Source organism: Glycomyces xiaoerkulensis, assembly GCF_002798405.1.
Taxonomy (GTDB): domain Bacteria; phylum Actinomycetota; class Actinomycetes; order Mycobacteriales; family Micromonosporaceae; genus Glycomyces; species Glycomyces xiaoerkulensis.
The window spans coordinates 171,057-196,453 of record NZ_PGGV01000029.1; the positions used below are offsets into that span (position 1 = coordinate 171,057).

The following is a 25,397-nucleotide window of genomic DNA, read 5'->3' on the forward strand; positions in this document are numbered from 1 at the left end:
ACATATGACGGGTGACAGAGATCGCACAAGTCTCGCGAGCATGGTAATGACGTTTCATCGGTAACGATTCGGTAATGGTGCGCAGCGGCGGGTCTGGTCCGTTCATCCCCTCGACACGGTCTAGCATCGTGGATCATGAGCAGTGAGCGTTCGGCGATCATCCTGGCCGCGGGCCTGGGGACTCGCATGAAATCCTCGAAACCCAAGGTCCTCCACGAGCTCCTCGGCCGGTCGCTGGTCGGCCACGTCCTCCGGGCCACCAAGACCGTCGCCACCGACCGGCGCATCGTGGTCGTCGGCGCCGCGGCCGACCAGGTGCGGACCCACCTCGCCGAGCACGCCCCGGGCGTCGAGACCGTCTATCAGGCCGAGCAGTTGGGCACCGGCCACGCCGTCCGCATCGCCTTGGAGGCCCTCCCGGAGCTGGCCGGCACCGTCGTCGTCGCCTGCGGCGACGCCCCGCTGCTGCGCGCCGACACCCTCGACCGCCTGGTCGAGAGCCACGAGAAGGCCGGACAGGCCGCCACCGTGCTCACCGCCGTCGTCGACGACCCGACCGGCTTCGGACGCATCGTCCGAGACGAGGCCGGCAACGTGCTGCGCAACGTCGAGCACCGCGACGCCGACGAGACCGAGCGCGCCGTCCGCGAGATCAACTCCAGCATCTACGCCTTCGACGCCGCCGTCCTGCGCGAGCAGCTCGCGAAGATCACCACCGCCAACGATCAGGGCGAGGAATACCTGACCGACGTGCTCGAACTGGCCCGGGAGGCCGGACACGCCGTCGGCGCGGTGGTCGTCGACGACCCCACCGAGGTCCTCGGCTGCAACGACCGCGCCCAGCTTGCCGGGCTGCGGCGGATCCTGCGCGACCGCATCAACACCGAGCTCATGCGCTCCGGGGTCACGCTCGAGGATCCCGAGACGACCTGGATCGACGCGACAGCCCAGGTCGGGGCCGACGTGCTCATCCGCCCCGGCTGCCAGCTCAAGGGCGCCACCGCCGTCGACGAGGGCGCCGAGATCGGCCCCGACACCACCCTGACCGACACCATCGTCGGCTCCGACGCGGTGGTGATCCGCAGCCACGCCGACCAGGCGACCGTCGGCGAGTCGGCGACGGTCGGACCGTTCTCTTACCTGCGCCCGGGCGCCAAACTCGGCGAGGACGCCAAAGTCGGCGCCTACGTCGAGGTCAAGAAATCCGAGATAGGCCCGGGGGCCAAGGTCCCGCACCTGTCCTACGTCGGCGACGCCACCGTCGGCGCGAAGGCCAACGTCAGCGCGGGCGTCATCGTCGCCAACTACGACGGCGTCGCCAAACACCACACCGTCATCGGCGAGGGCTCGTTCGTGGGCTCGGACTCGGTCCTGATCGCACCGGTCGACATCGCCGACGGCGCCTACGTCGCCGCCGGCTCGGCGATCAACGCCGACGTCGCGCCCGGCGAGCTCGCGATCGCGCGCGGCCGCCAGGCCAACAAGCCCGGATGGGTCGCCGCCAACCGCCCCGGCACCGTGACCGACGGAGCCGCCGGGCGAGCGGAGGACGAACGCCGGCCCGCCGGAGAGTAACGGCACATTGAATGCCCCCACCGGTGCGCGTTCGGAGTTCGGCCGGGGGACACTTGAGGCATCGAGGTTCAGGTGAAGACTATGGGGGATCCATCGCCATGGCGAGCATGTCCGCTGTCAACTCCAAGATGCTCATGCTGTTCTCCGGGAGCTGTTACCCGGAGCTGGCGGAGGAGATCGGCAAGCACCTAGGGGTGGCTCCGACCCCGACCAGTTCCTATTCGTTCAAGAACGGCGAGCGCTTCGTCCGCTACCAGGAGTCGGTGCGCGGCAGCGACGCCTTCGTCGTCCAGGCCATGGCGACGCCGATCAACGACTGGGTCATGGAGACCCTGATCATGGTCGACGCGCTCAAGCGGGGATCAGCCAAGCGCATCACCGTCGTCCTGCCGTTCTATCCGTACGCGCGACAGGACAAGAAGCACCGCGGCCGCGAGCCGATCTCGGCCAGGCTCGTGGCCGATCTGCTGCACACGGCCGGTGCCGACCGCATCCTCACCGTCGACCTGCACACCGCCCAGATCCAGGGCTTCTTCGACGGACCGGTCGACCACCTGTTCGCCATGGGGACCCTCGCCCGGTACGTCGAGGAGCAGTACGCCGACCGCGAACTGGCGGTCGTCTCGCCCGACACCGGCCGGGTGCGACTGGCCGAGCGCTGGTCCGACCGGCTCGGCGGCTGCCCGATCGCCTTCGTGCACAAGACCCGCGACCCGCTCAAACCCAATCAGGTCGTGGCCAACAAGGTCGTCGGCGACGTCGACGGCCGCACCTGCCTGGTCATCGACGACATGATCGACACCGCCGGCACCATCTGCTCCACCGCCGAGCTGCTCCAGGAGGAGGGCGTGGAGGACATCGTCGTCGCCTCCACCCACGGGATCATGTCCGACCCGGCCGCCGAACGCCTCGCCGCCGCGCCGGTCAGCGAGGTCATCGTGACCAACACGCTGCCGCTGCCCGACGAGGTGGCCAGGCTCGAGAAGGTCACCGTCCTCTCGATCGCGCCGCTGGTCGCCAAGGCCATCTGGGAGGTCTTCAACGACGGCTCGGTGACGACCCTGTTCGGCGGGCTGTCTTAGGGATCCGGCCGCCCGCGGCCGTCGCCGCCGCGGGGATCACACCGCCGCGCCCGCGGCCGGTGGCCGGGGGCGCCGGGTGTAAGCTGGTGGGGTTGCCGACGGCGAGGGTGTCCCTCCAGACGGGCGCCGTTATCGACGCGAGGGCGAAGGTCTTTCAGGACGGGTCCGTCCTTCTGATGCCGACGTGAGCGTCGAGCGCCGTGTGAAATTTTTGCTTGAGAAGCAGGGAGTATTTCCGTGTCCGAAGTTCGTATCAGCGCAGAGTCTCGCACTGACTTCGGGAAGGGCGGTGCGCGCCGTACACGCCGGGCCGGAAAGGTTCCGGCCGTGGTCTACGGCCACGGCGAGAAGCCTCGTCACATCTCCCTTCCCTCGCTCGAGTTCGCCGCGATCCTCCGCAAGGGCGGCCTGAACCAGCTCATCGAGGTCGAGGTGACCGACGGCAGCCGCGAACTGGTGATCCCCAAGGACATCCAGCGCGACGCGCTCAAGGACCACATCGTCCACGCCGACCTGCTGATCGTGCGCCGCGGCGAGAAGATCACCACCGACGTGCCGATCCACTGGACCGGTGAGGTCGAGAAGGGCGGCCTGGTGGTCCACGAGCACGACATGCTCAGCGTCGAGGCCGGCGCCTCCTCCATCCCGGAGTCCATCGAGGTCTCCCTGGAAGGACTGGCGGTCGGTTCGCAGCGCCTGGCCAGCGAGGTCGAGATGCCCAAGGGCGTCACGCTGCTCACCGATCCGGAGACGACTCTGGCGTCGGTGACCATTCCGCGCGCCGAGGCCGTCGCCGAGGAGACCGAGGAAGAGGCCGAAGCCGAAGCGGCCGCGACCGAATAGCGGAGAGATCGCATTCATGTCCGACTCGACGACGCTCGTGGCCGGCCTGGGCAACCCCGGTCCGAAATACGCCGCGAACCGTCACAATGTCGGCTTCATGGTCGCCGATGTGCTGGCAGGTCGCGTCGGGGGGCGGTTCGCGGTGAGCCGCAAGGCCCGCGCCGAAGTCTGCGAGGCCCGCTTGGGGGTAGGCGGGCCTCGCGTCGTACTGGTCAAGCCCCTCACCTTCATGAACCTCTCCGGCGAGTCCGTCGGCCCCCTCGCGAGGTATTTCGGCATCGCCGCGGAGTCGGTGATCGCCGTCCACGACGAGCTCGACCTGCCCTACGGTCGGCTGCGGCTCAAGCGCGGTGGCGGCGAGGGCGGCCACAACGGCCTGCGCTCGCTGTCGAAGGCGCTCGGCTCCAAGGACTACGCGCGGGTGCGTTTCGGCGTCGACCGCCCGCCCGGCCGCCAGGACGCGGCCGGTTACGTCCTCAAGGACTTCTCCAAGGCCGAACGCGCCGAGCTGGACCTGAACCTCGAACTGGCCGCCGACGCGGTCGAGGCCATCATCGAAAAAGGCCTCGAAGCGGCGCAGAACACCTTCAACGTCGCAAAGTGACGCCGCGTCCGATGCCCGGCGGCGCCGGAAGGTAACCCGGCCGTCACCCTTCGTTCCGTCGCTCGTTAGATGCGTTGTGACGGTTACAGAGGCACACGGGGAAGCGCGGTCCCCGCGGCAGGTCCGCTCCGAAGGCCAGGTCTACTCGATCAACCCGCCAGGGCACCGCTACAGCTCCCCTCCGGCTTGGCAGCGCAAGTACTTCGCCGGGATCGTCGCCAGCGACGTCGCCGGCGGGGTCGTCGGGGCCGCGGTGGCGTTCTTCGCCCGCTTCGGGAGCCTCAACGACCACAGCCAGATCTACGCGCTCGGCCTGGTCGCCATGCCCTTGGTGTGGATCGCCGTCCTCGGACTGTCGCGGGCCTTCGAGAGCCGCTACCTGTTCGTCGGCACCGAGGAGTACCAGCGGGTCGTCCACGCCGCGGTCGCGCTCACCGCGGCCGTCGCCCTGGTCTCCTACGGCCTCGAGCTGCCGACCTCGCGGGTGTTCGTGCTCATCGCGATCCCGACAGCCGCGTTCACCTCGATCGCCGCGCGGTTCGCCTGGCGCAAGTGGCTCCACCGCATGCGCCGGCAGGGCCGGTGCATGAAGCGGGTGGTGCTGGTCGGGCACGAGTCCGCGGTGGCGGCCCTGATCGTGCAGTTGCGGCGCGAGCACTACCACGGGCTCAACGTGGTCGGCGCCTGCCTGCCGACCGAGCGGGCCCAAGGGGCGCTCCTGGAGTTCGACACCCGCGTCCGCGGCTCGTTCGACCGCGTCGCCGAGGCGGTCGCGGCCGAGCGGGCCGACACGGTGATCGTGCTGTCCTGCCCCGAGATCGACGGCACGGCGCTGCGGCGGCTGGCCTGGAAGCTGGAGCGGTCCGAGGTCGATCTGATCGTGGCCTCGGCGCTGGTCGACGTCGCCGGGGACCGGACCACCGTCCGCCCGGTCGACGGGCTGCCGATGCTGCACCTGGACCACGCCAACCTCACCGGCGCCCGCCGCTGGGCGAAGAACACCGTCGACCGCCTGGGCGCGGCGGCGCTGCTGCTGGCGCTCTCGCCGCTGCTGCTGGGCGCGGTCCTGATGATCCGGTGCACCTCGCCGGGCCCGGCGCTGTTCCGGCAGGAGCGCATCGGCAAGGACGGGCAGCCGTTCACCATCTGGAAGTTCCGCACCATGTACGTCGACGCCGAGCGCCGCCGGGAGCAACTGCGGCACCTCAACGAGAGCGACGGCGTCCTGTTCAAGATGAAGGACGACCCGCGGGTGACGCCCGTAGGCAAGTACCTGCGGCGCTTCTCGATCGACGAGCTGCCGCAACTGGTCAACGTGCTGCGCGGTGACATGAGCCTGGTCGGGCCGCGCCCGCCGCTGGCGACCGAGGTCGCCGCCTATGAGACCGACATGCGCCGCCGCCTGGTCGTCAAGCCCGGGATGACCGGGCTGTGGCAGGTCTCGGGCCGCTCCGACCTGCCCTGGGAGGAGGCCGTCCGCCTCGACCTGCGCTATGTCGAGCACTGGACGCTCTCGCTCGACTTCGTGATCATGCTGCGCACGGTCACGGCGGTGCTGCGGCCCCGCGGCGCGTACTGACGCGCCCGGACATGTGTCCTGCACACCGGGAAACCGCCGCCCAATATTTGGGCGGCGCTGCGGCGCAGCGTAGACTGCCGACTATGACCGACGCCCCCGCCTCCGCGGCCGGAGAGCCCACGGCCACGCCCGACGCCGCCGACCCCGAGGACACGGCGCTCGCGGCCGAGCTCGCGACCAGCGCGGGGGAGCTGCTCCTCAAGATCCGGGACCGGCACGGTTTCGACGACCCCCGGGCCCTCAAGGCCGCCGGGGACGAGGAGGCCAACGGCTTCCTGCTCGGCCGCCTCGCGGCCGACCGGCCCGGCGACGCGGTCCTCTCCGAGGAGGGCAAGGGCGAATCCGGCCGCATCGGCACCGCCCGCCTGGACGCCGGCCGGGTCTGGATCGTCGACCCGCTCGACGGCACCCGCGAGTTCTCCGAGAACGGCCGCGACGACTGGGCGGTGCACGTCGGCCTCTGGCAGCGCGGCCTCGGCCTCACCGCGGCGGCCGTGGCACTGCCGGCCCAGGGTGTGACGTTGCGCACCGACCAGCGGTGTCCGGTGGCCGGGGCGCGCCCCGAGCGCCCCCGCATCGCCGTCTCCCGCACCAGGCCCCCGGCCGAAGCCCACGCCGCGGCCGAGGCGGTCGGCGCCGAACTGGTGCCGTGGGGCTCGGCGGGAGCGAAGGCGATGGCCGTCGTCACGGGTAGAGTGGACGCCTATGTGCATGCTGGCGGGCAGTACGAGTGGGACTCGGCCGCTCCGGTCGCGGTGGCGCTCGCCTCCGGCTGGCATGCGACGCGGATCGACGGCGGGCCCCTGCGGTACAACAACCCCGATCCGTACCTGCCAGACTTGCTGGTCTGCCGCCCCGACCTGGCCGAGCCGCTGCTCGAGGCCGTGCGCGGGGCGCAGTAGAGCCCTCAAGAGGAAACCGAACCGAGCCCCGCCCGGGCTCGGGCTGAGAGGAGTGTTGCGCCGGTGAGCGACTACCGTGTCAGCCATCTCGCCGCGCTGGAGGCGGAGGCGATCTTCATCTTCCGGGAGGTCGTGGCCACCTGTCAGCGCCCCGCGCTGCTCTTCTCCGGGGGCAAGGACTCGATCGTCATGCTCCACCTGGCGCGGAAGGCGTTCGCGCCCGCGCCGATACCGTTCCCGGTCATGCACGTCGACACCGGGCAGAACTTCGACGAGGTCATCGACTACCGCGACCGCCGCATCGCCGAGACCGGCGTGCAGCTCGTGGTCGCCTCGGTCCAGGACGCGATCGACCGCGGCCTGGTCAGCGAGCCGCCGAACGGCACGCGCAACCGCATCCAGACCCCGGTGCTCCTCGAGGCCATCGAGAAGTACCAGTTCGACGCCCTCTTCGGCGGCGCCCGCCGCGACGAGGAGAAGGCCCGCGCCAAGGAGCGCGTGTTCTCCTTCCGCGACGACTTCGGCCAGTGGGACCCCAAGAACCAGCGGCCCGAGCTGTGGACCCTGTTCAACGGCCGGGTCCACCCCGGCGAGCAGATCCGGGTCTTCCCGCTGTCGAACTGGACCGAGCTCGACGTGTGGCGCTACATCGGCGATCAGGACATCGAACTGCCGCCGGTCTACTTCGCCGCCGACCGCGAAGTCGTCGAGCGCGACGGCATGCTGTACGCGGTCAACCGGTTCATCAAGCCACGGGACGGCGAGCGGGTCTTCACCGAGCGGATCCGCTACCGCACCGTCGGCGACGCGAACCTCACCGCCGGAGTCAGGTCCGAGGCGGCCACCATCGACCAGATCATCGCCGAAGTCGCCGCCACCCGCATCACCGAGCGCGGGGCCACTCGCGGCGACGACAAGACCTCCGAGGCCGCGATGGAAGACCGGAAACGGGAAGGGTACTTCTGATGACGGATGCTCAGACCTTGGCACCGGCTGCCGAAGAGGCCACCGAGCTGCTCCGCTTCGCCACCGCCGGCAGCGTGGACGACGGCAAGTCGACCCTCATCGGGCGGCTGCTGTTCGACACCAAGACGCTCTTCGAGGACCAGTGGGAATCGGTCGAGGCCGTCAGCGCCGGCCGCGGGGACGAGTACACCGACTTCGCGCTGCTGACCGACGGTCTCCGCAGCGAGCGCGAGCAGGGCATCACCATCGACGTGGCCTACCGCTACTTCGCCACGCCCCAGCGCAAGTTCATCATCGCCGACACGCCCGGCCACATCCAGTACACGCGCAACATGGTCACCGGCGCCTCGACCGCCGACCTGGCGCTGATCCTGGTCGACGCCCGCAAGGGCCTGGTGGAGCAGTCGCGCCGCCACGCGTTCCTGTGCTCGCTGCTGCGGGTCCCGCACATGGTCCTGTGCGTCAACAAGATGGACCTGGTCGACTACGACGAGGACGTCTTCAAGCAGATCGAGAAGGACTTCACCGCCTTCGCGACCAAGCTGGAGGTGCCGGACCTGACCGTCGTTCCGATCTCGGCGCTCAAGGGCGACAACGTGGTCTCCCGTTCGGAGCGGATGTCCTGGTACGAAGGCCCGAGCCTGCTCCATCATCTGGAGAAGGTCCACATCGCCTCCGACCGGAACCTGGTGGACGTGCGCTTCCCGGTGCAGTACGTGATCCGGCCGCACTCGGGCGACCACCACGACTACCGCGGCTACGCCGGCCAGGTCGCCTCGGGCGTGATGAAGCCCGGCGACGAGGTCATGGTGCTGCCCAGCGGCTTCACCTCCCGCATCGCCTCGATCGACACCGCCGACGGCCCCGTGGAGCAGGCGTTCCCGCCGCTGAGCGTGACAGTCCGCCTCGAGGACGAACTGGACGTCTCGCGCGGCGACATGCTGTGCCGCCCGCAGAACCAGCCGCGCGCCTCCCAGGACGTGGAGGCGCTGGTGTGCTGGATGGACGAGTCCCGTCCGCTGCGCCTGCGCGGCAAGTACGCGATCAAGCAGACCACCTCGGACGTGCGCGCGATCGTCAAGGACGTGCAGTACCAGCTCGACATCAACACGCTCCACCGCGACGAGTCGGTGAACGAGCTGAAGCTCAACGAGATCGGCCGCGTCAAGCTGCGCACCACCAAGCCGCTGCTGTGCGACGACTACCGCCGCAACCGCACGACCGGAGGCTTCATCGTCGTCGACGAGTCCGACAATCGGACGGTCGGCGCCGGCATCATCGTCTGAGCCCGGACGCGAACGCCGTGGGACCGGACCCGAAGGGTCCGGTCCCACGGCGTTCGCACGGACAGGCAGGGCGTTGACGCGGCTCCCTACAGTGGTTGACGTCCTCCCCTCCCTCAAGGGAGTGGATTCCGACCGAGGTGGCCCGGCCGGGCAGTAATCCCTCACGGTTTCCTGCTGGTTCCTGATTCACCGGCGATCGCACCGGCAACCCGGAAAGGGGTGCCGATGTCTTACATGGCCTCCACAGGCTTCACATGCCGCCAGTCCGGCGGTAGGGCCGCTGTGCTTGGTTTTCGCGGCGCGGCCGCCAGTACCGTAGCAGTGATCGAACCGGGTTTCGGTAGCGGGGCGGTGCGGAAACCGCGCAGCGGTTTCCGGTCGCTGGCCTGCTCCGCAGGAGTTCGATTCCTCCCGGGCCTGCAGGCCCGGGTTTCCTCGAAGGAGATTCGATGAATGCCCGAGCTCACGCCCCGCATCGCCTCCATCAGTATCGATTTCGGAACGTCCCATACGGTCGTGACGGTGCGCCGCGCCGACGGCCGTATCCACCAGCAGTGGTTCGACGGGTCGCCGCAACTGCCGTCGGCGGTGTTCCTGAACGACGAGGACGGCCTGGTGGTCGGAGCCGACGCCGTCCACAGCGGTCGCCGCAAGCCGGAGCGGTTCGAGCCCCACCCCAAGCGCCGCATCGATGCGGGCGCCGTCCTGCTCGGCGAGCGAGAGATGCAGGTCACCGACCTGATCGGCGCAGTCCTGTCCCGGGTGGCCCGGGAATGCGAGCGGACCCTCGGAGGCCTCGGGCCGGTCACGGTCACCGTCCCGGCGTCGTGGGGGCCGACCCGGCGGCACGTGGTCGCCGACGCCGCGACCGCCGCCGGACTCGGCAACGTCGAGCTGGTGCCCGAACCGGTCGCCGCGGCAGGCTACTTCGTGGAAGTCCTCGGCAACGACGTGCCGGTCGGCTCGGGTGTGGTCGTCTACGACCTCGGGGGAGGCACGTTCGACGCCACGGTGCTGCGCCGCACGGCTTCGGGGTTCGAGGTGCTGGCCGTGGACGGAGCAGGCGACCTGGGCGGCCTCGATTTCGACCAGGCTTTGGCCGAGCACCTGGCCGGGAGCGTCCGGCCCGACGACGAGCGCTGGTCCGCCCTGAACTCGCCCGAGAGCCGGGCCGACGCGCGCCACCGCGCGGCGTTCTTGGAGGAGGTCCGCCAGGCCAAGGAGCGCCTCTCCCGGAATGCTTCGACCGATCTGACCGTCCCTCTGCTCGACATCGACGCCCACCTGACTAGGCAAGAGCTGGAGTCGGTGGCGGCGCCGCTGCTGGAGCGGACGGTGCGCATCACCCGGGGCGTGATCCGCGAATCGAGTCTCCCCGGCGAGCAGATCGCGGGCCTGTTTCTGGTGGGCGCGGCAAGCGGGATGCCGTTGGCGGCGACCATGCTGCACCGGAAACTCGGGATCAGGCCCGCCGCCATCGAGCAGCCCGAACTGGCCGTATCCGAAGGAAGCGTTCCGGCCCAGGCGGTGACTTCCTCGCCGCCGGAACCGGCCCCGAGTCCGGCGCTGCCGCCCCGGACCGCCTCGACCTCCCCGCCACCCGCACCACTGCCACCACCGCCCGCCGGTGCGTCCGGCCGGCTGAAGTCCAAGCGCGGCTTGGCGACCATCGGCGCCGGACCGCTGGCGCTGCTGCTGGTGGTCGCATTGCTGGTGTCGATCCCGCTGCTGCAGGGCGGCGACGAATCCGCTTTGCCCGAGGGCGAAGGGCACCTCACCATCGGTCTCGTCCCCTGGGAGGAGGCCAGGATCGTCACCGAGATGTGGCACCAGGAACTGGAGTCCGCCGGATACACCGTGGACGTCGAGGAGTTCGACGAAGTCGCGGAGCTGTTCCACAGCCTGGCCAGGAGCGAGGTCGACCTGTTCTTGGAGGGCTGGTTGCCGGTCGCCCACGACACCTATATGGACCAGTACGGCGACGGGATCGAGAATCTGGGCGACTGGTACGGCGACGCGCGGCTCACCGTCGCGGTGCCGGCCTATGTCGACCAGGTCGATTCGCTCGAGGACCTGAACGACCACGCCGACCTGTTCGACGGCCGCGTCGTCGGCATCGACGACATTTCGGACATGACCGCGGCCGCGTCGGGGCGGTCGAACCCCGACTACGGCATCGAGGACCTGACCCTGGATGCGCGCCCGGCCGCCGGGATGCTCGGCGAGCTCAGTTCGGCGATCGAGGCCGAGAGACCGATCGTGGTGACCCTGTGGCAGCCGCATTGGGCCTACGACGAGTACGACCTGAAGAACCTGGAGGACCCGGAGCTGACCCTCGGCGAGAGCCAGACGATCAACGTCCTCGCCCACGGCGGCTTCAGCGAGGACCACCCGGACCTGGCCGACTCCCTGGGGGCGTTCGCCATGAGCGAGGAAGAACTGGCCGAGGCGTGGAACACCGCGTTCCACGAACACCGGGATGCCGAGGCGGGCGTGGCCGTCTGGCTCGAGGACCACCCGTTCGCGGATCTGCTCGCCTGACTCCGTCCAGGGATCGGGCCGGACGACGACGCGGAGCGGTCTCGCGGCCTCGGCCGGAGCCGATCGCGGACCTACGATCGGTCGTGAGTAGACGCCGTTACCTACCGTGGTGTGCATGTCCAATCACTACCTCCGGAACGGCGCGATCAGCGTCGACTTCGGCACTTCCCATACGGTCGTCGCCATTCGGCGGGCCGACGGCCGCATCCACCAGCAATTGTTCGACGGCTCGCCGCAACTGCCGTCGGCGGTGTTCCTGAACGACGACGGCGTGCCGGTGGCCGGTACCGACGCCGTCCACAGCGGCCGCCGCAGGCCGGAGCGGTTCGAGCCCAATCCCAAGCGCCGCATCGACGACGGCGAGATCCTCCTGGGCGATCGCGAGATGCCGGTGACCGACGTCGTCGCCGCGGTGCTCGGTCGCGTCGCCCGGGAATGCGAGCAGACGCTCGGCGAACTCGGACCGGTGACCATCACCGTGCCCGCCGTATGGGGGCCGACCCGGCGGCACGTGGTCACCGACGCGGCCGCGGCGGCCGGATTCGGCGAGGTCACACTCGTGCCCGAGCCGGTCGCGGCCGCCTCCTACTTCGTGGAATCGCTCGGCAACGAGGTACCCGTAGGGTCGGGCGTGGTCGTCTACGACCTCGGGGGAGGCACGTTCGACGCCACGGCCCTGCGCCGCACGGCTTCGGGGTTCGAGGTGCTGGCCGTGGACGGCGCAGGTGATCTGGGCGGCCTCGATTTCGACCAGGCACTGGCCGAGCACCTGGCGGCGAGTGTCCGGCCCGACGACGAGCGCTGGTCCCGCCTGATCTCGCCCGACAGTCCGGCCGACCTTCGCCACCGCGCCGCCTTCCTGGAGGAGGTGCGGCAGGCCAAGGAGCGCCTCTCCCGGAACACCGCCACGGATCTGACGATTCCCCTGCTCGACGTCGACGCCCACCTGACCCGGCGGGAGCTGGAGTCGGTGGCCGCGCCGCTGCTGGAGCGGACGGTGCGCATCACCCGGGGCGTGGTCCGCGAATCGGGGTTGTCAGCCGACGAGATCGCGGGCCTGTTCCTGGTGGGTGCGGCGAGCCGGATGCCGCTGGCGGCGACCCTTCTCCACCGTGAGATCGGGATCAGGCCGGCGGCGATCGAGCAGCCCGAACTGGCCGTCTCCGAAGGCGGCCTGCCGACTGAGGCGGCGGCGTCCTCGCCGCCGGAACCGGCCCCGAGCCCGGCGCTGCCGCCCCGGACGGCCACGACCCCGATGCCGACCGCGCCGTTGCCGCCACCGCCTGCCGGTGCGTCCGGCTGGATGAAATCCAAGCGCGGCTTGGCGACCATCGGCGCCGGATCGCTGGCGCTGCTGCTGGTGGTCGCGCTGCTGGTATCGATCCCGCTGCTGTGGGAGGCCGAAGGGGACGACGGGGGCGGGGCCATGGAGGCCGGCCAGCGGGACGACGGTCCAGGGGGCGAAGGTTCTCGCAGCGCGGGCGAGGAGGTGCGGTCCACCATGCCCGAGGTGAGCGAGGAAACGGGGCCCGCCCTGCCCGAGGGCGAAGGGCACCTCACCATCGGTCTCGTCCCGTGGGAGGAAGCCATGATCGTCACCGAGATCTGGCGCCAGGAACTGGAGGCCGCCGGATACACCGTGGACGTCGAAGAGTTCGAGCAAGTCGGTTCCGTGTTCGAGAGCCTGGCCGAGGGCGAGATCGACCTGTATCTGGACGGCTGGCTGCCGAACACCCACGAGACCTTCATGGACAAGTACGGGAACCAGCTCGATGACCTCGGGGACTGGTACGGCAACGCCCGGCTCACCGTCGCGGTGCCGGCCTATGTCGACCAGGTCGATTCGCTCGAGGACCTGAACGACCACGCCGACCTGTTCGACGGCCGCATCGTCGGTATCGACGACACCTCGGGCCTGACCACAGCCGTGCGGGACCACGCGATGCCGACCTACGGCATCGAGGACCTGGTCCTGGACACGGGCCCGGCCGCCGACATGCTCGAGGAGCTCGGCTCGGCGATCGAGGACAAGGAACCGATCGTGGTGACCCTCTGGCAGCCGCATTGGGCCTACGACGAGTACGACCTGAAGAACCTGGAGGACCCGGAGCTGACCCTCGGCGAGACCGAGACCATCAATGCTCTCGCCCACGGCGGCTTCAGCGGGGACTACCCGGACCTGGCCGACTCGCTGGGGGCGTTCGAGATGAGCGAGGCCGAGATGGCCGATGCGTGGAACACCGCGTTCCACGAGCACGAGGACGTCGAGGCGGGCGTGACCGCCTGGCTCGAGGACAATCCCTTCGGCGGGTTGCTCGCTTGACGACTCAGCCGGAAGCCTGCTCGCGGGCCCTGCGGACTTTGGCCGGGGCCTTGATCGACCAGGCGTCCTCGATCAGCTCGGTCAGCCGGGCCCGTTCGACCTTCGCCAGGTCGATCAGGATCAAGTTGTACCCGTCGTAGTGCGGCGTGGTGAAGAACGCTTCGTCGCCCGACGCCAGCAGCGCGGCCTTCTCGCTCGGGTCGCACGCGATCGCGAGGGCGCCGTCGGCCTCGGTGCGCAGTCGCGCGAGAAACCGGCCGGCCACCTTCAGCGACGGCGTTCGCCAACTGGTGGTCTCCTCGACCGCCGGGTAGCGTTTCGCGATCGCGACCACGTCGTCCCAGGTCTCCATTCGGACTCCTTTCGACGCCTCCATCCTCGCGCGCGGGTGCGACGTACCGGAGCCGATCGGGGTCAGGGATTGAGCCAGGCGGCGATGTAGAGCAGGCTCGCGGCCGACAGGCCCAGGACCGCCAGGCTCACCACCGCCGCGGCCAGGAGCCGCAGCGGCGTCTGCGTCCAGTCGGGGCCCATCTGGCGCCGCTGCACCGGCATGTTGCGGCCGGCGGCGGCGTCCGGGCGCGCCGACTGCTCGGCCGGCGGTGCCGGGGCGTCGGGCACGATGCGGGGCAGGAGCGTGGTGTCGCCGCGGGCGCCCGCCTCGTCGGGGGAGGCGGGAACGCGGTCGATCTGGACCGTCAGCGGCCCGACCGTGCCGCGGCCGTCGCCGACCCGCGCGAAGCCGCCGGTGCCGCCGCGCGCGACCCGCCACAGGTCGGGATCGGTCGCGGCGTCGACCTGCAGCGTGTCGATCTCCCCGGTGCTCCTGACGCCGTCGCCGACCCGCGGCAGCTCGTTGGTGGTCGGGTGGGAGGGATCGCCGTAACCGGGGCCCCAGCCGTCGCTCATCGCCGCCCGCTACCCCTCGACCTCGGACTCGATGCGGGACAGGTGCGCCTCCATGTCGGTGATCTCCTTCCGCTGGACCTGCACCATCCGCGTGGCCGCGTCCGCGACGGTCGGATGGTCGCCCACGTCCAGGTAGGCCTCGGCCATCTCGATCCCGCCGATGTGGTGCTCGATCATCAGGTTCGCGAACATCATGTCGGCCTCGGCGCCCTCGAGGGTCTTCAACTCGGCCATCTGCTCGCGAGTGGCCATCCCGGCCATCGTCTCGTCCTCTTCGGGATCGTGGACGTGCTCGTCGCCGGCCCAGGCCATCTGCTCAGCGGAGGACATCGGGACGTCCCAGTCGGTCAGCCACGAGCGCATCATGCCGATCTCGGCGCTCTGCGCGGTGGCGATGTCGTAGGCGATGGCGCGCATCGCGTCGTCCTCGCCGTTCAACCACTCGTACATGCCCATCTCGACGGCCTGCTGGTGGTGGGTCTGCATGTCGCGAGCGAACCCGGCCTCGGGGGAGTCGTCCCCGGGGGCCGCCCCGCCGGCGACCCAGCCGACGGCGAACCCGGCGGCGAGCATCAGCACCGCGGTGATCGCCACCAACAGAGCGGGCCTGCGCCACAAGCTCATGCGATCTAGCCTTCCTCCTCGGGAGGTTCGACGTCCTCAAGGTCTTCCAGGTCGACCGGTGCCTCGCCGCCGCCGCCGTCGGCGGTCGTGGTGGTGACGCCGCTCGAGCAGGTGGCGTTCATCTCCGCGAGGTTGTCCGAGTTCTGGATCGCGAAGGTGAGGTACTTGTCGATACCGTCATGGTACGGGTCGTCGGTCTGCCAACGAGTCCCCCAGGACTGCACCGACACTTCCGTCCCCTGGCCGGGGTACGGGCTCATGAAGCTGAAGTTCCGGCCTTCGATCTTCTCGGCCAGGTGGTCGATCGCGGCCTGGTCGACCAGATCGGGGTCGTAGGTCAGCCAGGCCGCGCCGTGCTCGAGCGAGTGGACGGCGTTGCCGTCGGCGATCGGGGCGTCGTAGACCACGCCCTCGCAGTTCTGCCAGTTGCTCAGGTGGTTGCCGCCGGCCGGCGGGGTGATCTCGTACTCGGGGACGGCGGTCGGGTCCTGGCTGTCCACGTGGTTCTGCTGCAGCACCCACGGGTTCTCCAGCTCGTCCTCGGTGGCGTCGCCTTCGCCGAGCGCCTCCTGGGCCTCCTGGTACGACTCGTAGGGCGCGTAGAAGTTCTCGATCCCCTGGGGCGGCTGCCCGCGGTCCCAGACGACGAACGCGGCGGCGGCGATCAGCCCGATGGCCACCACGCCGACAGCGGAGAAGGTAAGGATCAGCCCCCAGGGCTTGGACTGCTTGACGGGAACAGTGCGGTTCTTGCGTCCCGCGTTCTTCGCGGGCTGCGAGGAGGACCGCTGCTTTTTCTTCTTCGATGCCATTTCGCGCGGAGTGCCTTATTCGTCGACTTCGTGATGGGCCTGGGCGCAATGCCGGGACACGCCCGATGAATCGCGCTCGCGTACGTCACCTTACCCCTTCCGGTCCGCGGACCGTATAGGAGAGACCTCCGCAACACCCCGCCGCGGCGGGCCACATCGCGGTTCGTCGCTCGCGACCGGCTCGGCCGGGCGTTTAGGATTGCACGGTGACTCCTGAGACGCTCGCAGAGAAAGTGCTGTCCGCCACGCGCGCGGCGTTCGCCGACCTCGGACTCGACGCCGCCGCCCTCCCCGCCAAGACGACCGTGGAGCGACCCCGCAACCCCGAGCACGGGGACTACGCGTCCACGATCGCCATGCAGGTGGCGAAGCGGGCCGGCACCGACCCGCGCGCACTGGCCCAGGAGATCGCCGGCAGGCTCGCCGACGCCGAAGGCGTCGCCGAGGTCGACATCGCCGGCCCCGGTTTCCTCAACGTCACCCTGGAGGCGGCCGCAGCCGGCGAGATCGCCCGCCGGATCGTCGCCGCCGGCACCGCCTACGGCTACAACGAGTCGATGGAGGGCCGGCAGGTCAACCTCGAATTCGTGTCGGCCAACCCGACCGGACCGGTCCACGCCGGCGGCACCCGCTGGGCCGCCGTCGGCGACGCGCTGGCCCGCGTCATGCGCGCCTCGGGCGCCAAGGTCGTCTCCGAGTACTACTTCAACGACGCCGGCTCCCAGATCGACACCTTCTCCGCCTCGCTGCTGGCCCGCGCCCAGGGCGAGCCGGTCCCCGAGAACGGCTACGGCGGCGCCTACATCGACCGGATCGCCGCCGAGGTGCTCCGGCGAAGCCCCGACGCGCTGGAGGCCGCCGACCCGCGGGAGGTGTTCCGCGTCCACGGGGTCGAGCTGATGTTCGACCAGATCAAGGCCACGCTCGCCGAGTTCGGCACCCACTTCGACGTGTACTTCAACGAGAAGGAGCTCCACGACAAGGGCGAACTCGACGACGCCGTCGAAAGGCTCTCCAAGGAGGGCCGCGTCTTCGAGGCCGACGGCGCGCTCTGGCTGCGCACCTCCGACCTCGGCGACGACAAGGACCGCGTCCTCAAAAAGAGCGACGGCTCGTGGACCTACTTCGCCGCCGACTGCGCCTACTACCTCGACAAGCGCGAGCGCGGTTTCGACAAGGTGGTGATCATGCTCGGGGCCGACCACCACGGCTACATCGGCCGCATGCAGGCCATGAGCCGGGCCTTCGGCGACGAACCGGGCACCCTGGAGATCCTCATCGGCCAGATGGTCAACCTGATGCGCGAAGGCAAGCCGGTCCGGATGTCCAAGCGGGCCGGGACGGTGGTGACGCTGGGCGACATCATCGAGGCGATCGGCGTCGACGCGACCCGCTACGCGCTCACCCGCTACTCGGCCGACTCGTCGATCGACCTCGACATCGACCTGTGGACCAGGCACGGCAACGACAACCCCGTCTACTACGTGCAGTACGCGCACGCCCGCATCGCCGGGGTCCTGCGCAACGCCGCCGAGCTGGGGCTGGACCGCGGCGGCGACTACGACGCCGCGCTGCTGTCGCACCCGCGGGAGAACGAGCTGCTCAAGGCCCTCGCCGAATTCCCCGCCGTCGTCGCCTCGGCCGCCGAGCTGCGCGAACCGCACCGGATCGCCCGCTACGCCGAGGACCTGGCCGGCGCCTACCACCGCTTCTACACCGACTGCCGCGTGCTGCCCTACCCCGGCGAAGACCTCTCCGAGACCGGCCGGGCCCGGCTGTGGCTGGTCGAGGCCACCCGCGTCGTACTCGCCAACGCGCTCGCCCTGCTTGGCGTCACCGCCCCGGAGCGCATGTGATGCACATCCACGAAGCAGGCGCCATGCACGGCGATTTCGCCTCCCTGCGGCCGTCCTGGCTGGGCGTGCCCGACAACGTCAACGCCCTCCTCCCGCGCCTGTGGGCGCGCGGCGTTGAACGCGCCGACGACGGTGTGCTGCACGTCGGCGGCCTGCCGGTCGAGCACCTCGCCGCCGAGTTCGGCACCCCCGCCTACGTGCTCGACGAGGACGACTTCCGGGCCCGCTGCCGGTCCTGGTCCGAGGCGTTCGGCGGCGACGACGTCTACTACGCGGCCAAGGCCTTCTGCTCCAAGGCCGTGCTGCGCGCCGCCGCCGAAGAGGGCCTGATGGTCGACGTGTGCACCGCCGGGGAACTGGCGGTGGCGCTGGCGGCCGGGATCGAGCCGCGCCGCCTGGGCTTCCACGGCAACAACAAGTCCGAGGCCGAGCTGCGCGAGGCGGTGGACGTCCGCGTCGGGCGGATCATCGCCGACTCCTACACCGAGATCGAGCGGCTGGAGGCGATCGCGGCCGAGGCCGGCATCCGCCCCCACGTGATGGTCCGCGTCAACGTCGGCGTCGAGGCCCACACCCACGAGTACATCGCCACCGCCCACGAGGACCAGAAGTTCGGCTTCTCCCTGTCGGACGGCGACGCCTACGAGGCCGCCCGCCGCGTCGGCACCTCGAAGCACCTGTATCTGGCCGGCCTGCACTCCCACATCGGCTCCCAGATCTTCGACACCTCCGCGTTCGAGGTCTCGGCCCTGCGGCTGGTGCGCCTGTTCGCCCGGCTCCAGGAGGAGCTGGACGAGGACATGGCCGAACTCGACCTCGGCGGCGGCTTCGGCATGGCCTACACCAGCCAGGACGACCCGCTCCCGCCGGCCGACATCGCCGCCTCGCTGCGCAAGATCGTCGAAGAGGACTGCGCGGCCGCGGGCATCGCCGTCCCGAGGCTCTCGGTCGAACCCGGCCGCGCCCTCATCGGACCGGCCGTGTTCACCCTCTACCAGGTCGGAACGGTGAAACCGGTCACATTGTCGGCGGGTGCCTCGCGCCTGTACGTATCGGTCGACGGCGGCATGAGCGACAACGTCCGCACCGCCCTGTACGATGCCACCTACTCGGCGACCCTCGCCTCCCGCGCCTCCACCGCCGCCCCGGCGCTCGCCCGCGTAGTGGGAAGGCATTGCGAGGCCGGGGACATAGTTGTTAAAGATGAATTCCTGCCGGCCGACGTCGCCCCGGGCGACCTGCTCGCCGTGCCGGGCACCGGCGCCTACTGCCGGTCGATGGGCTCGAATTACAACCACGTGCCCCGACCGCCCGTCGTCGCGGTCCGCGACGGCGAAGCCCGCGTGATCCTCGCTCGCGAGACCGTAGACGACCTCCTGCGTCTCGACGTCGGCTAGGACCAAAGAGGCCGGACCCCGCCCGGGGCCGGGAACCGGACAGAAAGGCGACCAGCGATGAAACTCGCGCTCCTCGGATGCGGCACCGTCGGCAGTGAAGTCGTGCGCCTCATGCGAACGCGCGGGGAAGAGCTGGCCGCCCGGGTGGGCGAACCGGTGGAGATGGCCGGCATCGCCGTCAGGCGCACCGGCCGCGACCGCTCGCACCTGGGCGTGGACGCCTCCCTGTTCACCACCGACGCGCTCAGTCTGATCAAACGCGACGACGTCGACATCGTCGTGGAGGTCGCCGGCGGCATCGAACCGGCCCGAAGCTGGATCACCGCCGCCCTCGGCGAGGGCAAATCGGTCGTCACCGCCAACAAGTCGCTGCTGGCCGAGGACATGCCCGCGATGGCCGCCGCCGCCAAGGCCGGAGGCGCCGACCTGTACTACGAGGCCGCCGCCGCGGCCGCGATCCCGCTGATGCGCCCGCTGCGGGAGTCGCTCCACGGCGACACCATCACCAAGGTGCTCGGCATCGTCAACGGCACCACCAACTACATCCTCACGCAGATGTCGCAGCAGGGCGTCAGCTTCGGGGAGGCCCTGGCCTCGGCCGGCGAACTGGGGTACGCCGAGGCCGACCCGAGCGCCGACGTCGACGGCTACGACGCCGCCGCCAAGGCCGCGCTCATCGCCTCCCTGGCCTTCCACACCCACGTCGACCTCGCCGACGTGCACCGCGAGGGCATCACCGCAGTCAGCCAGGCCGACATCGCCTCGGCCGCCTCCGAGGGACGCGTGGTCAAGCCCCTGTGCATCGCCGGCCGCGAGGCCGACGGCGGAGTCTCGGTGCGGGTCCACCCCGCGATGATCCCCGCCTCCCACCCGCTGGCCAACGTCAACGGCGCCTACAACGCGGTGTTCGTCGAGGCCGAGGCGGCCGGGCGGCTGATGTTCTACGGCGCCGGAGCCGGCGGGACGGAGACCGCCTCGGCCGTGCTCGGCGATATCGTGGCGGTGGCACGCAACAAGCGCGGCGGGATCACGGCGTTCCCACCTGAGGCCGCCTACTCGGACCTGCCGGTGAGACCCATCGGCGAGGCCCGCACCCGCTACCACGTCAGCCTCGACGTCGTCGACGAGCCCGGCGTGCTCGCCCGCGTGGCAGCCACCTTCGCCCACCACGGCGTCAGCCTCGCGACCGTCCACCAGTCCGGCAGGGACGACGAGGCCCAGCTCGTGGTCGTCACCCACACCGCGGCCGACGGCCAATTGTCGGACACCGTAGAGGAACTTTCGCAGTTGGCGTCGGTCCATCAGGTCACCAGCGTCATGCGCGTCGAAGGAGAATAAGGACGACATGTCCGAATCTGGCATGCGCCCGCCCTACCGGGGATGGCGTGGACTGATCGAGGAATTCGGGGACCGGCTGCCGGTCACCGACGCCACCCCCGCGGTGACGCTGCACGAGGGCGGAACACCGCTGGTGCCCGCCCCGGTGATATCCCAGCGCACCGGCTGCGACGTCTACCTCAAGATCGAGGGTCTCAACCCGACCGGGTCCTTCAAGGACCGCGGCATGACCGTCGCGGTCTCCAAGGCCGTCGAGGAAGGCGCCAAGGCCGTCATCTGCGCCTCCACCGGCAACACCTCGGCCTCCGCAGCCGCCTACGCCGCCCGCGCCGGGATGACTTGCGCGGTGCTCGTCCCGGCCGGCAAGATCGCCCTCGGCAAGCTCGCCCAGGCCCTGGTCCACGGCGCCAAACTCATCCAGCTCGAGGGCAACTTCGACGACTGCCTCGCCATCGCCGACAAGCTCTCCCAGGAGTACCCGGTGGCGCTGGTCAACTCGATCAACCCGCACCGGATCCAGGGCCAGAAGACCGCCGCGTTCGAGATCGCCGCCGTCCTCGGTGACGCCCCGGACGTGCACTGCCTGCCGGTCGGCAACGCCGGCAACATCAGCGCCTACTGGATCGGCTACAACGAGGACTTCGAAGCCGGCAACACCGAGCGGCGGCCCCGGATGCTCGGCGTCCAGGCCTCCGGCGCGTCCCCGATCGTCTCCGGCCACGTCGTGGAGGAGCCCCAGACGATCGCGACCGCGATCCGCATCGGCAACCCCGCCTCCTGGACCAAGGCGCTCGACGCCGAGAAGGAGTCCGGCGGGAAGATCGTCGCCGCCACCGACCGCGAGATCCATGCCGCCTACATGCTGCTCGCCCGCCACGAAGGCGTCTTCGTCGAGCTCGCCAGCGCCGCCAGCGTGGCCGGCCTGCTCAAGCAGGCCGAGTCCGGCTGGCTCGAGCCCGGCCTGACCGTGGTCTGCACCGTGACCGGCAACGGGCTCAAGGACCCCGACTGGGCCGTCTCCACAGCCCCGCAGCCGCAGACCGTCCCGGTGGACGTGGTCAAGACCGCGGCGGCCCTTGGACTGTGATGGGGAGCGTAGCGACCGCGATGTCGGGTGGCGGCGGGAGACGGGAGGGATTGTTATGGGGAAGTTGAGCAGGGCGACGGTCCGGGCTCCGGCGAGTTCGGCGAACCTCGGGCCCGGCTTCGACTGCCTCGGACTCGCCCTCGGCCTGCACGACGAGGTCTCCGCCGAAATCACCGGGTCGGGTGTTTCGGTCGAAGTGGAGGGCGAGGGCTCCGGGAGCGTCGCCACCGACGAGCACCACCTCGTAGCCGCGACCATGCTGCGAACGTTCGAGGAGTTCGGACTCGAGCCGCCGGGTCTGAGGCTCAAGTGCCGCAACCGCATCCCGCACGCCCGCGGCCTCGGTTCCTCCTCTGCGGCCATCGTCGCCGGGATCATGCTGGCCGACGAGCTGGCCGAGCGCCGGCTGAGCCGGCCCGACAAGCTCGCGCTGGCGTCCGAGATCGAGGGGCATCCGGACAATGTGGCTCCGTGCCTGCTCGGCGGCCTCACCATCGCGTACACCACAGAGGACCGCGCGCGGGCGGTGAGCGTGGAACCGTCGCCCCGGATTCGGCCGCGGTTGTTCGTGCCCACCCGGCAGGGGCTGACCGCCGCCGCCCGGGCCGCGCTGCCCGAGCGGGTGGGCTACGAGGACGCGGTCTACAACCTGTCCCGGGCGGCCCTGCTGGTCGACGCGGTCACCCGCAAGCCGTCCCGGTTGTTCGACGCCACCGACGACCGGCTCCACCAGTCCTACCGGGCGGAGGGAATGCCGGAGAGCGCGGAGTTGTTGAGACGATTGCGTTCCACCGGGATCGCCGCGGCGATCTCCGGAGCGGGGCCGACCGTCATCGCCCTGTGCGTGGACGGCGCGCCCGTGCCGGCCGAGCCGGAGGGTTTCGAGGTCATGCGCCTCGAAGTGGTCTCGGGCGCGGCGATCGTTACCGACCGGGAGCCCGAGTGATCCTCGGGTCCGTTGGTGAGAATGGGGAGGATGCGCTATCATTCCCAGTAGACGACCACCCGGTGTCGTGACTGCTTGAAGCCTTGATTATGCTTGTAGTCACAACAGCTGCGGCGCATCCAGCGCACGCCTGATCTCTTGTTTGGGTCATCACCCTCAAATGGATTTGTGACTTTGCATAGCTCCAGCGCACCATGGCACAGCTCTGACTTCGCTCCAGTGAAGTTCTCCGTGCAGCGTCGGCGCGTCGGCACCGTCGGGGATCGCAATCACGCGTCGCACCGTGCGCGTCTGGCTTCCATCGCGGGCCGTCGAGTCACAGGACCTGAGGCCTCGCCTCCAACGGGAGTGCCCGCACAGCGGACCATCCCGGGGTGTACCCGGCACCTGCTGTTGCACCACAACCACCGTTGCCAGTCGAGTAGCGCGCGGTGGGCGACGCGATGGCGGGACGCAAACCAGAACATCGGCATTGCGGCTATTTGAAAGACGCGGAAACTCCTCGAAGACCATTCGAAGTTCTCCGCCAGGGAAGGAATCCATTGAGCGACACCACCGGCACGACGTCGGACCGGAACAGTGCGGCGTCGGCTCCGGACACTGTGCCGGAGACCAAGAAGCGCCGCCGGGCAGGAACCGGTTTGGCATCCATGCTGATGCCCGAGCTCCAGCAGATGGCGCAATCGCTCGGCATCACCGGCGTTGGCCGGATGCGCAAGAGCGAACTCATCGCGGCCATCCAGACACGGCAGGCGGACAGCTCGGAGTCCGGCGGTGCCAGCGCAGAACAGGAGGCCCCGCCAGTGCCTGACTCCGAACACACACCGACCACCGAGGCCCCGACGACGGCCGCCGAAACACCCACCGAATCAGGTGCCGAGACCGGCGCCGAATCAGGCGCCGAGGCCGATCAGAACGATGCTGCGGCCCGCCGCGCCACGCGACCGGCCGGACCGCCGCAGCCGCGCCGCCGGGGATCCGAGCCCGAGCAGGGCCGCCAGGCCCCGGCCGAGAGCGCGGAGGAAACCGCCGGCACCGAGGCGAAGACCGCCGAAGAGCCCGCGGACGACCGCCCGGTCCGCCGCCGCCGCGTCCGCGGCGGCGAGCGCTCCGAACAGCAGCAGGGCGAGCGGTCCGAGACCGACTCGGGCGAGACCGACAAGCCCCGGAAGCAGGGCTCGGAGTCCCGCGGCGACCAGCAGCGCGACCGGCAGCGCGGCGACCAGCAACGCGATCAGCGCGATCAGCAGCGCGGCGACCAGCAGCGTGACCAGCAGGGCGAGGGCGGCGGTCGGCGCCGCAAGCGCCGCGACCGCTCCGACCGGCGCCGCTCGTCGGGCAACCGCGGCGGCGACGACTTCGACCGCGGCGGCAACAACGACGAGTCGCTGGTCCCGGTCGCGGGCATCCTGGACATCCTGGACAACTACGCGTTCATCCGCACCACCGGCTACCTGGCCGGACCGGAGGACGTGTACGTGTCGATGTCGCAGGTCCGCAAGCACCGGCTGCGCCGCGGCGACGCGATCACCGGCGCGGTCAAGCCCGGCCGCGACGACAACGGCGGCGGAGGCGGCGGAGGCAAGCAGCGCCGCGAGAAATACAACCCGCTGATCCGGCTGGACACCGTCAACGGCATGACCCCCGAGGACGCCAAGAGCCGGGACGAGTTCTACCGGCTCACGCCGCTGTACCCGCAGGAGCGCCTGCGGCTGGAGACCGAGCCGAATGCGCTGACCACCCGGATCATCGACCTGGTGTGCCCGATCGGCAAGGGCCAGCGCGCGCTGATCGTCTCCCCGCCCAAGGCCGGCAAGACGATGGTGCTTCAGGCGATCGCCAACTCGATCACCACCAACAACCCGGAGTGCCACCTGATGGTGGTCCTGGCCGATGAGCGGCCCGAAGAGGTCACCGACATGCAGCGCTCGGTCAAGGGCGAGGTCATCGCCTCGACGTTCGACAAGCCGCCGTCGGACCACACCACGGTCGCCGAGCTGGCGATCGAGCGGGCCAAGCGGCTGGTCGAGCTCGGCCACGACGTGGTCGTCCTGCTCGACTCGATCACCCGACTGGGCCGGGCGTACAACAACGCCTCGCCCGCCTCGGGCCGGATCCTGTCGGGCGGCATCGACTCGACCGCGCTTTACCCGCCGAAGCGCTTCCTCGGCGCGGCTCGGAACATCGAGCACGGCGGTTCGCTGACCATCGTCGGCACGGCCCTGGTCGAGACCGGCTCGATGGGCGACACGGTCATCTTCGAAGAGTTCAAGGGCACCGGCAACGCCGAGCTCAAGCTCGACCGCAGGATCGCCGAGAAGCGCACCTGGCCGGCCATCGACGTGCACGCGTCGAGCACCCGCAAGGACGATCTGATGATGAGCGCCGAGGAGCAGGCGGTCATGCTGCGGCTCCGCCGGGTCCTGTCCTCGCTCGAATCGCAGCAGGCGATCGACCTGCTGCTCGACCGGCTCAAGAAGACCAAGACGAACGCCGAGTTCCTGATGCAGATCGTCAAGACGATGCCGAGCGAGTAGCGCTCCGCCGGTGAGGCCGCCCTGGTTGAGAGCGGCCTCACGACCTATTATTGAGCGTTGGTGCGCAGGTCGCGCACGAATCCGTGGCGAAGCTCGCTAGCCACGGCTGGACACAGCCAAGAGCCCCAGTCCCTGGGGCCCGATGCGGTTCCGGTTCACGGCCCGGGAACCCGGGCCGACCCGGCGACCA

At 70.1% G+C, this 25,397-nt stretch carries 19 protein-coding genes and 1 pseudogene; 16 read left to right on the forward strand and 4 right to left on the reverse strand.

Annotated elements, in window-relative coordinates; all coding sequences use genetic code 11:
- The first annotated feature begins 135 nt into the window (after nucleotides 1–135).
- From glmU to CUT39_RS11480, 10 genes and pseudogenes are all read left to right on the forward strand, one after another.
- Nucleotides 136–1,575: a bifunctional UDP-N-acetylglucosamine diphosphorylase/glucosamine-1-phosphate N-acetyltransferase GlmU gene (glmU, locus tag CUT39_RS11435; protein ID WP_100446615.1), complete on the forward strand. Its 1,440-nt coding sequence runs from the start codon at nucleotides 136–138 to the stop codon at nucleotides 1,573–1,575.
- A gap of 98 nt (nucleotides 1,576–1,673) precedes the next feature.
- The gene (locus CUT39_RS11440) at nucleotides 1,674–2,657 is read left to right on the forward strand and encodes a ribose-phosphate diphosphokinase (protein ID WP_100446617.1); all 984 of its coding nucleotides are present in this window, start codon (nucleotides 1,674–1,676) and stop codon (nucleotides 2,655–2,657) included.
- Between the two features lie 237 nt (nucleotides 2,658–2,894).
- Nucleotides 2,895–3,500: a 50S ribosomal protein L25/general stress protein Ctc gene (locus CUT39_RS11445; RefSeq protein WP_100446619.1), complete on the forward strand. Its 606-nt coding sequence runs from the start codon at nucleotides 2,895–2,897 to the stop codon at nucleotides 3,498–3,500.
- 16 nt (nucleotides 3,501–3,516) lie between these two features.
- The gene (gene pth, locus CUT39_RS11450; protein WP_100446621.1) at nucleotides 3,517–4,104 is read left to right on the forward strand and encodes an aminoacyl-tRNA hydrolase; all 588 of its coding nucleotides are present in this window, start codon (nucleotides 3,517–3,519) and stop codon (nucleotides 4,102–4,104) included.
- Nucleotides 4,105–4,180: 76 nt separating this feature from the next.
- A complete protein-coding gene (locus CUT39_RS11455; protein WP_100446623.1) occupies nucleotides 4,181–5,683 on the forward strand; it encodes a sugar transferase in 1,503 nt (500 codons plus the stop codon).
- Between the two features lie 83 nt (nucleotides 5,684–5,766).
- A complete protein-coding gene (locus CUT39_RS11460; RefSeq protein WP_100446625.1) occupies nucleotides 5,767–6,585 on the forward strand; it encodes a 3'(2'),5'-bisphosphate nucleotidase CysQ in 819 nt (272 codons plus the stop codon).
- A gap of 60 nt (nucleotides 6,586–6,645) precedes the next feature.
- A pseudogene (gene cysD, locus CUT39_RS11465) lies at nucleotides 6,646–7,551 on the forward strand (sulfate adenylyltransferase subunit CysD); the annotation flags it as partial.
- A complete protein-coding gene (cysN, locus tag CUT39_RS11470; protein ID WP_100446629.1) occupies nucleotides 7,551–8,837 on the forward strand; it encodes a sulfate adenylyltransferase subunit CysN in 1,287 nt (428 codons plus the stop codon). The pseudogene cysD and the gene cysN, both read left to right, overlap by 1 nt.
- A gap of 453 nt (nucleotides 8,838–9,290) precedes the next feature.
- Nucleotides 9,291–11,378 (forward strand): glycine betaine ABC transporter substrate-binding protein, encoded by a 2,088-nt coding sequence (locus tag CUT39_RS11475; RefSeq protein WP_100446631.1) that lies wholly within the window; start codon nucleotides 9,291–9,293, stop codon nucleotides 11,376–11,378.
- Between the two features lie 115 nt (nucleotides 11,379–11,493).
- Complete coding sequence (locus CUT39_RS11480) at nucleotides 11,494–13,701, forward strand: glycine betaine ABC transporter substrate-binding protein (protein WP_157930626.1); 2,208 nt, start codon at nucleotides 11,494–11,496, stop codon at nucleotides 13,699–13,701.
- A 4-nt stretch (nucleotides 13,702–13,705) separates the two neighbouring features.
- Here CUT39_RS11480 and CUT39_RS11485 read toward each other — a convergent pair whose 3' ends face one another.
- From CUT39_RS11485 to CUT39_RS11500, 4 genes are all read right to left on the reverse strand, one after another.
- Nucleotides 13,706–14,053, reverse strand: a complete 348-nt coding sequence (locus CUT39_RS11485) for an MmcQ/YjbR family DNA-binding protein (protein WP_100446635.1) — start codon at nucleotides 14,051–14,053, stop codon at nucleotides 13,706–13,708.
- 62 nt (nucleotides 14,054–14,115) lie between these two features.
- Nucleotides 14,116–14,610, reverse strand: coding sequence for a hypothetical protein (locus CUT39_RS11490; RefSeq protein ID WP_100446637.1), 495 nt, complete (start codon nucleotides 14,608–14,610; stop codon nucleotides 14,116–14,118).
- A 9-nt stretch (nucleotides 14,611–14,619) separates the two neighbouring features.
- Nucleotides 14,620–15,234, reverse strand: a complete 615-nt coding sequence (locus tag CUT39_RS11495; protein WP_100446639.1) for a DUF305 domain-containing protein — start codon at nucleotides 15,232–15,234, stop codon at nucleotides 14,620–14,622.
- A 5-nt stretch (nucleotides 15,235–15,239) separates the two neighbouring features.
- Nucleotides 15,240–16,046 (reverse strand): DUF3105 domain-containing protein, encoded by an 807-nt coding sequence (locus CUT39_RS11500; RefSeq protein ID WP_100446641.1) that lies wholly within the window; start codon nucleotides 16,044–16,046, stop codon nucleotides 15,240–15,242.
- A 206-nt stretch (nucleotides 16,047–16,252) separates the two neighbouring features.
- On the opposite strand from CUT39_RS11500, the gene argS reads away from it, so the two are divergent.
- The 6 genes from argS to rho all read left to right on the forward strand — a co-directional run bounded on the left by argS (nucleotide 16,253) and on the right by rho (nucleotide 25,207).
- Nucleotides 16,253–17,902 (forward strand): arginine--tRNA ligase, encoded by a 1,650-nt coding sequence (argS, locus tag CUT39_RS11505; protein WP_100446643.1) that lies wholly within the window; start codon nucleotides 16,253–16,255, stop codon nucleotides 17,900–17,902.
- The gene (lysA, locus tag CUT39_RS11510) at nucleotides 17,902–19,299 is read left to right on the forward strand and encodes a diaminopimelate decarboxylase (protein WP_100446645.1); all 1,398 of its coding nucleotides are present in this window, start codon (nucleotides 17,902–17,904) and stop codon (nucleotides 19,297–19,299) included. The genes argS and lysA overlap by 1 nt, the downstream gene beginning before the upstream one ends.
- A gap of 57 nt (nucleotides 19,300–19,356) precedes the next feature.
- Nucleotides 19,357–20,637 (forward strand): homoserine dehydrogenase, encoded by a 1,281-nt coding sequence (locus tag CUT39_RS11515; RefSeq protein ID WP_100446647.1) that lies wholly within the window; start codon nucleotides 19,357–19,359, stop codon nucleotides 20,635–20,637.
- 7 nt (nucleotides 20,638–20,644) lie between these two features.
- Entirely contained in the window at nucleotides 20,645–21,724 is a 1,080-nt protein-coding gene (gene thrC / locus CUT39_RS11520; protein ID WP_232805714.1) for a threonine synthase, read from the forward strand.
- A gap of 55 nt (nucleotides 21,725–21,779) precedes the next feature.
- Nucleotides 21,780–22,670: a homoserine kinase gene (gene thrB, locus CUT39_RS11525; protein ID WP_100446651.1), complete on the forward strand. Its 891-nt coding sequence runs from the start codon at nucleotides 21,780–21,782 to the stop codon at nucleotides 22,668–22,670.
- A 542-nt stretch (nucleotides 22,671–23,212) separates the two neighbouring features.
- The gene (rho, locus tag CUT39_RS11530; protein WP_100446653.1) at nucleotides 23,213–25,207 is read left to right on the forward strand and encodes a transcription termination factor Rho; all 1,995 of its coding nucleotides are present in this window, start codon (nucleotides 23,213–23,215) and stop codon (nucleotides 25,205–25,207) included.
- Nucleotides 25,208–25,397 lie beyond the last annotated feature (190 nt).

What these genes read in the sequence shown, in the direction of transcription:
- glmU (WP_100446615.1), top strand. Translation starts at nt 136, where the DNA reads ATGAGCAGTGAGCGTTCGGCGATCATCCTGGCCGCGGGCCTGGGGACT.
- CUT39_RS11440 (WP_100446617.1), top strand. Translation starts at nt 1,674, where the DNA reads ATGGCGAGCATGTCCGCTGTCAACTCCAAGATGCTCATGCTGTTCTCC.
- pth (WP_100446621.1), top strand. Translation starts at nt 3,517, where the DNA reads ATGTCCGACTCGACGACGCTCGTGGCCGGCCTGGGCAACCCCGGTCCG.
- CUT39_RS11460 (WP_100446625.1), top strand. Translation starts at nt 5,767, where the DNA reads ATGACCGACGCCCCCGCCTCCGCGGCCGGAGAGCCCACGGCCACGCCC.
- cysN (WP_100446629.1), top strand. Translation starts at nt 7,551, where the DNA reads ATGACGGATGCTCAGACCTTGGCACCGGCTGCCGAAGAGGCCACCGAG.
- CUT39_RS11475 (WP_100446631.1), top strand. Translation starts at nt 9,291, where the DNA reads ATGCCCGAGCTCACGCCCCGCATCGCCTCCATCAGTATCGATTTCGGA.
- CUT39_RS11480 (WP_157930626.1), top strand. Translation starts at nt 11,494, where the DNA reads ATGTCCAATCACTACCTCCGGAACGGCGCGATCAGCGTCGACTTCGGC.
- CUT39_RS11485 (WP_100446635.1), bottom strand. Translation starts at nt 14,053, where the DNA reads ATGGAGACCTGGGACGACGTGGTCGCGATCGCGAAACGCTACCCGGCG.
- CUT39_RS11490 (WP_100446637.1), bottom strand. Translation starts at nt 14,610, where the DNA reads ATGAGCGACGGCTGGGGCCCCGGTTACGGCGATCCCTCCCACCCGACC.
- CUT39_RS11495 (WP_100446639.1), bottom strand. Translation starts at nt 15,234, where the DNA reads ATGAGCTTGTGGCGCAGGCCCGCTCTGTTGGTGGCGATCACCGCGGTG.
- CUT39_RS11500 (WP_100446641.1), bottom strand. Translation starts at nt 16,046, where the DNA reads ATGGCATCGAAGAAGAAAAAGCAGCGGTCCTCCTCGCAGCCCGCGAAG.
- lysA (WP_100446645.1), top strand. Translation starts at nt 17,902, where the DNA reads ATGCACATCCACGAAGCAGGCGCCATGCACGGCGATTTCGCCTCCCTG.
- CUT39_RS11515 (WP_100446647.1), top strand. Translation starts at nt 19,357, where the DNA reads ATGAAACTCGCGCTCCTCGGATGCGGCACCGTCGGCAGTGAAGTCGTG.
- thrC (WP_232805714.1), top strand. Translation starts at nt 20,645, where the DNA reads ATGTCCGAATCTGGCATGCGCCCGCCCTACCGGGGATGGCGTGGACTG.
- thrB (WP_100446651.1), top strand. Translation starts at nt 21,780, where the DNA reads ATGGGGAAGTTGAGCAGGGCGACGGTCCGGGCTCCGGCGAGTTCGGCG.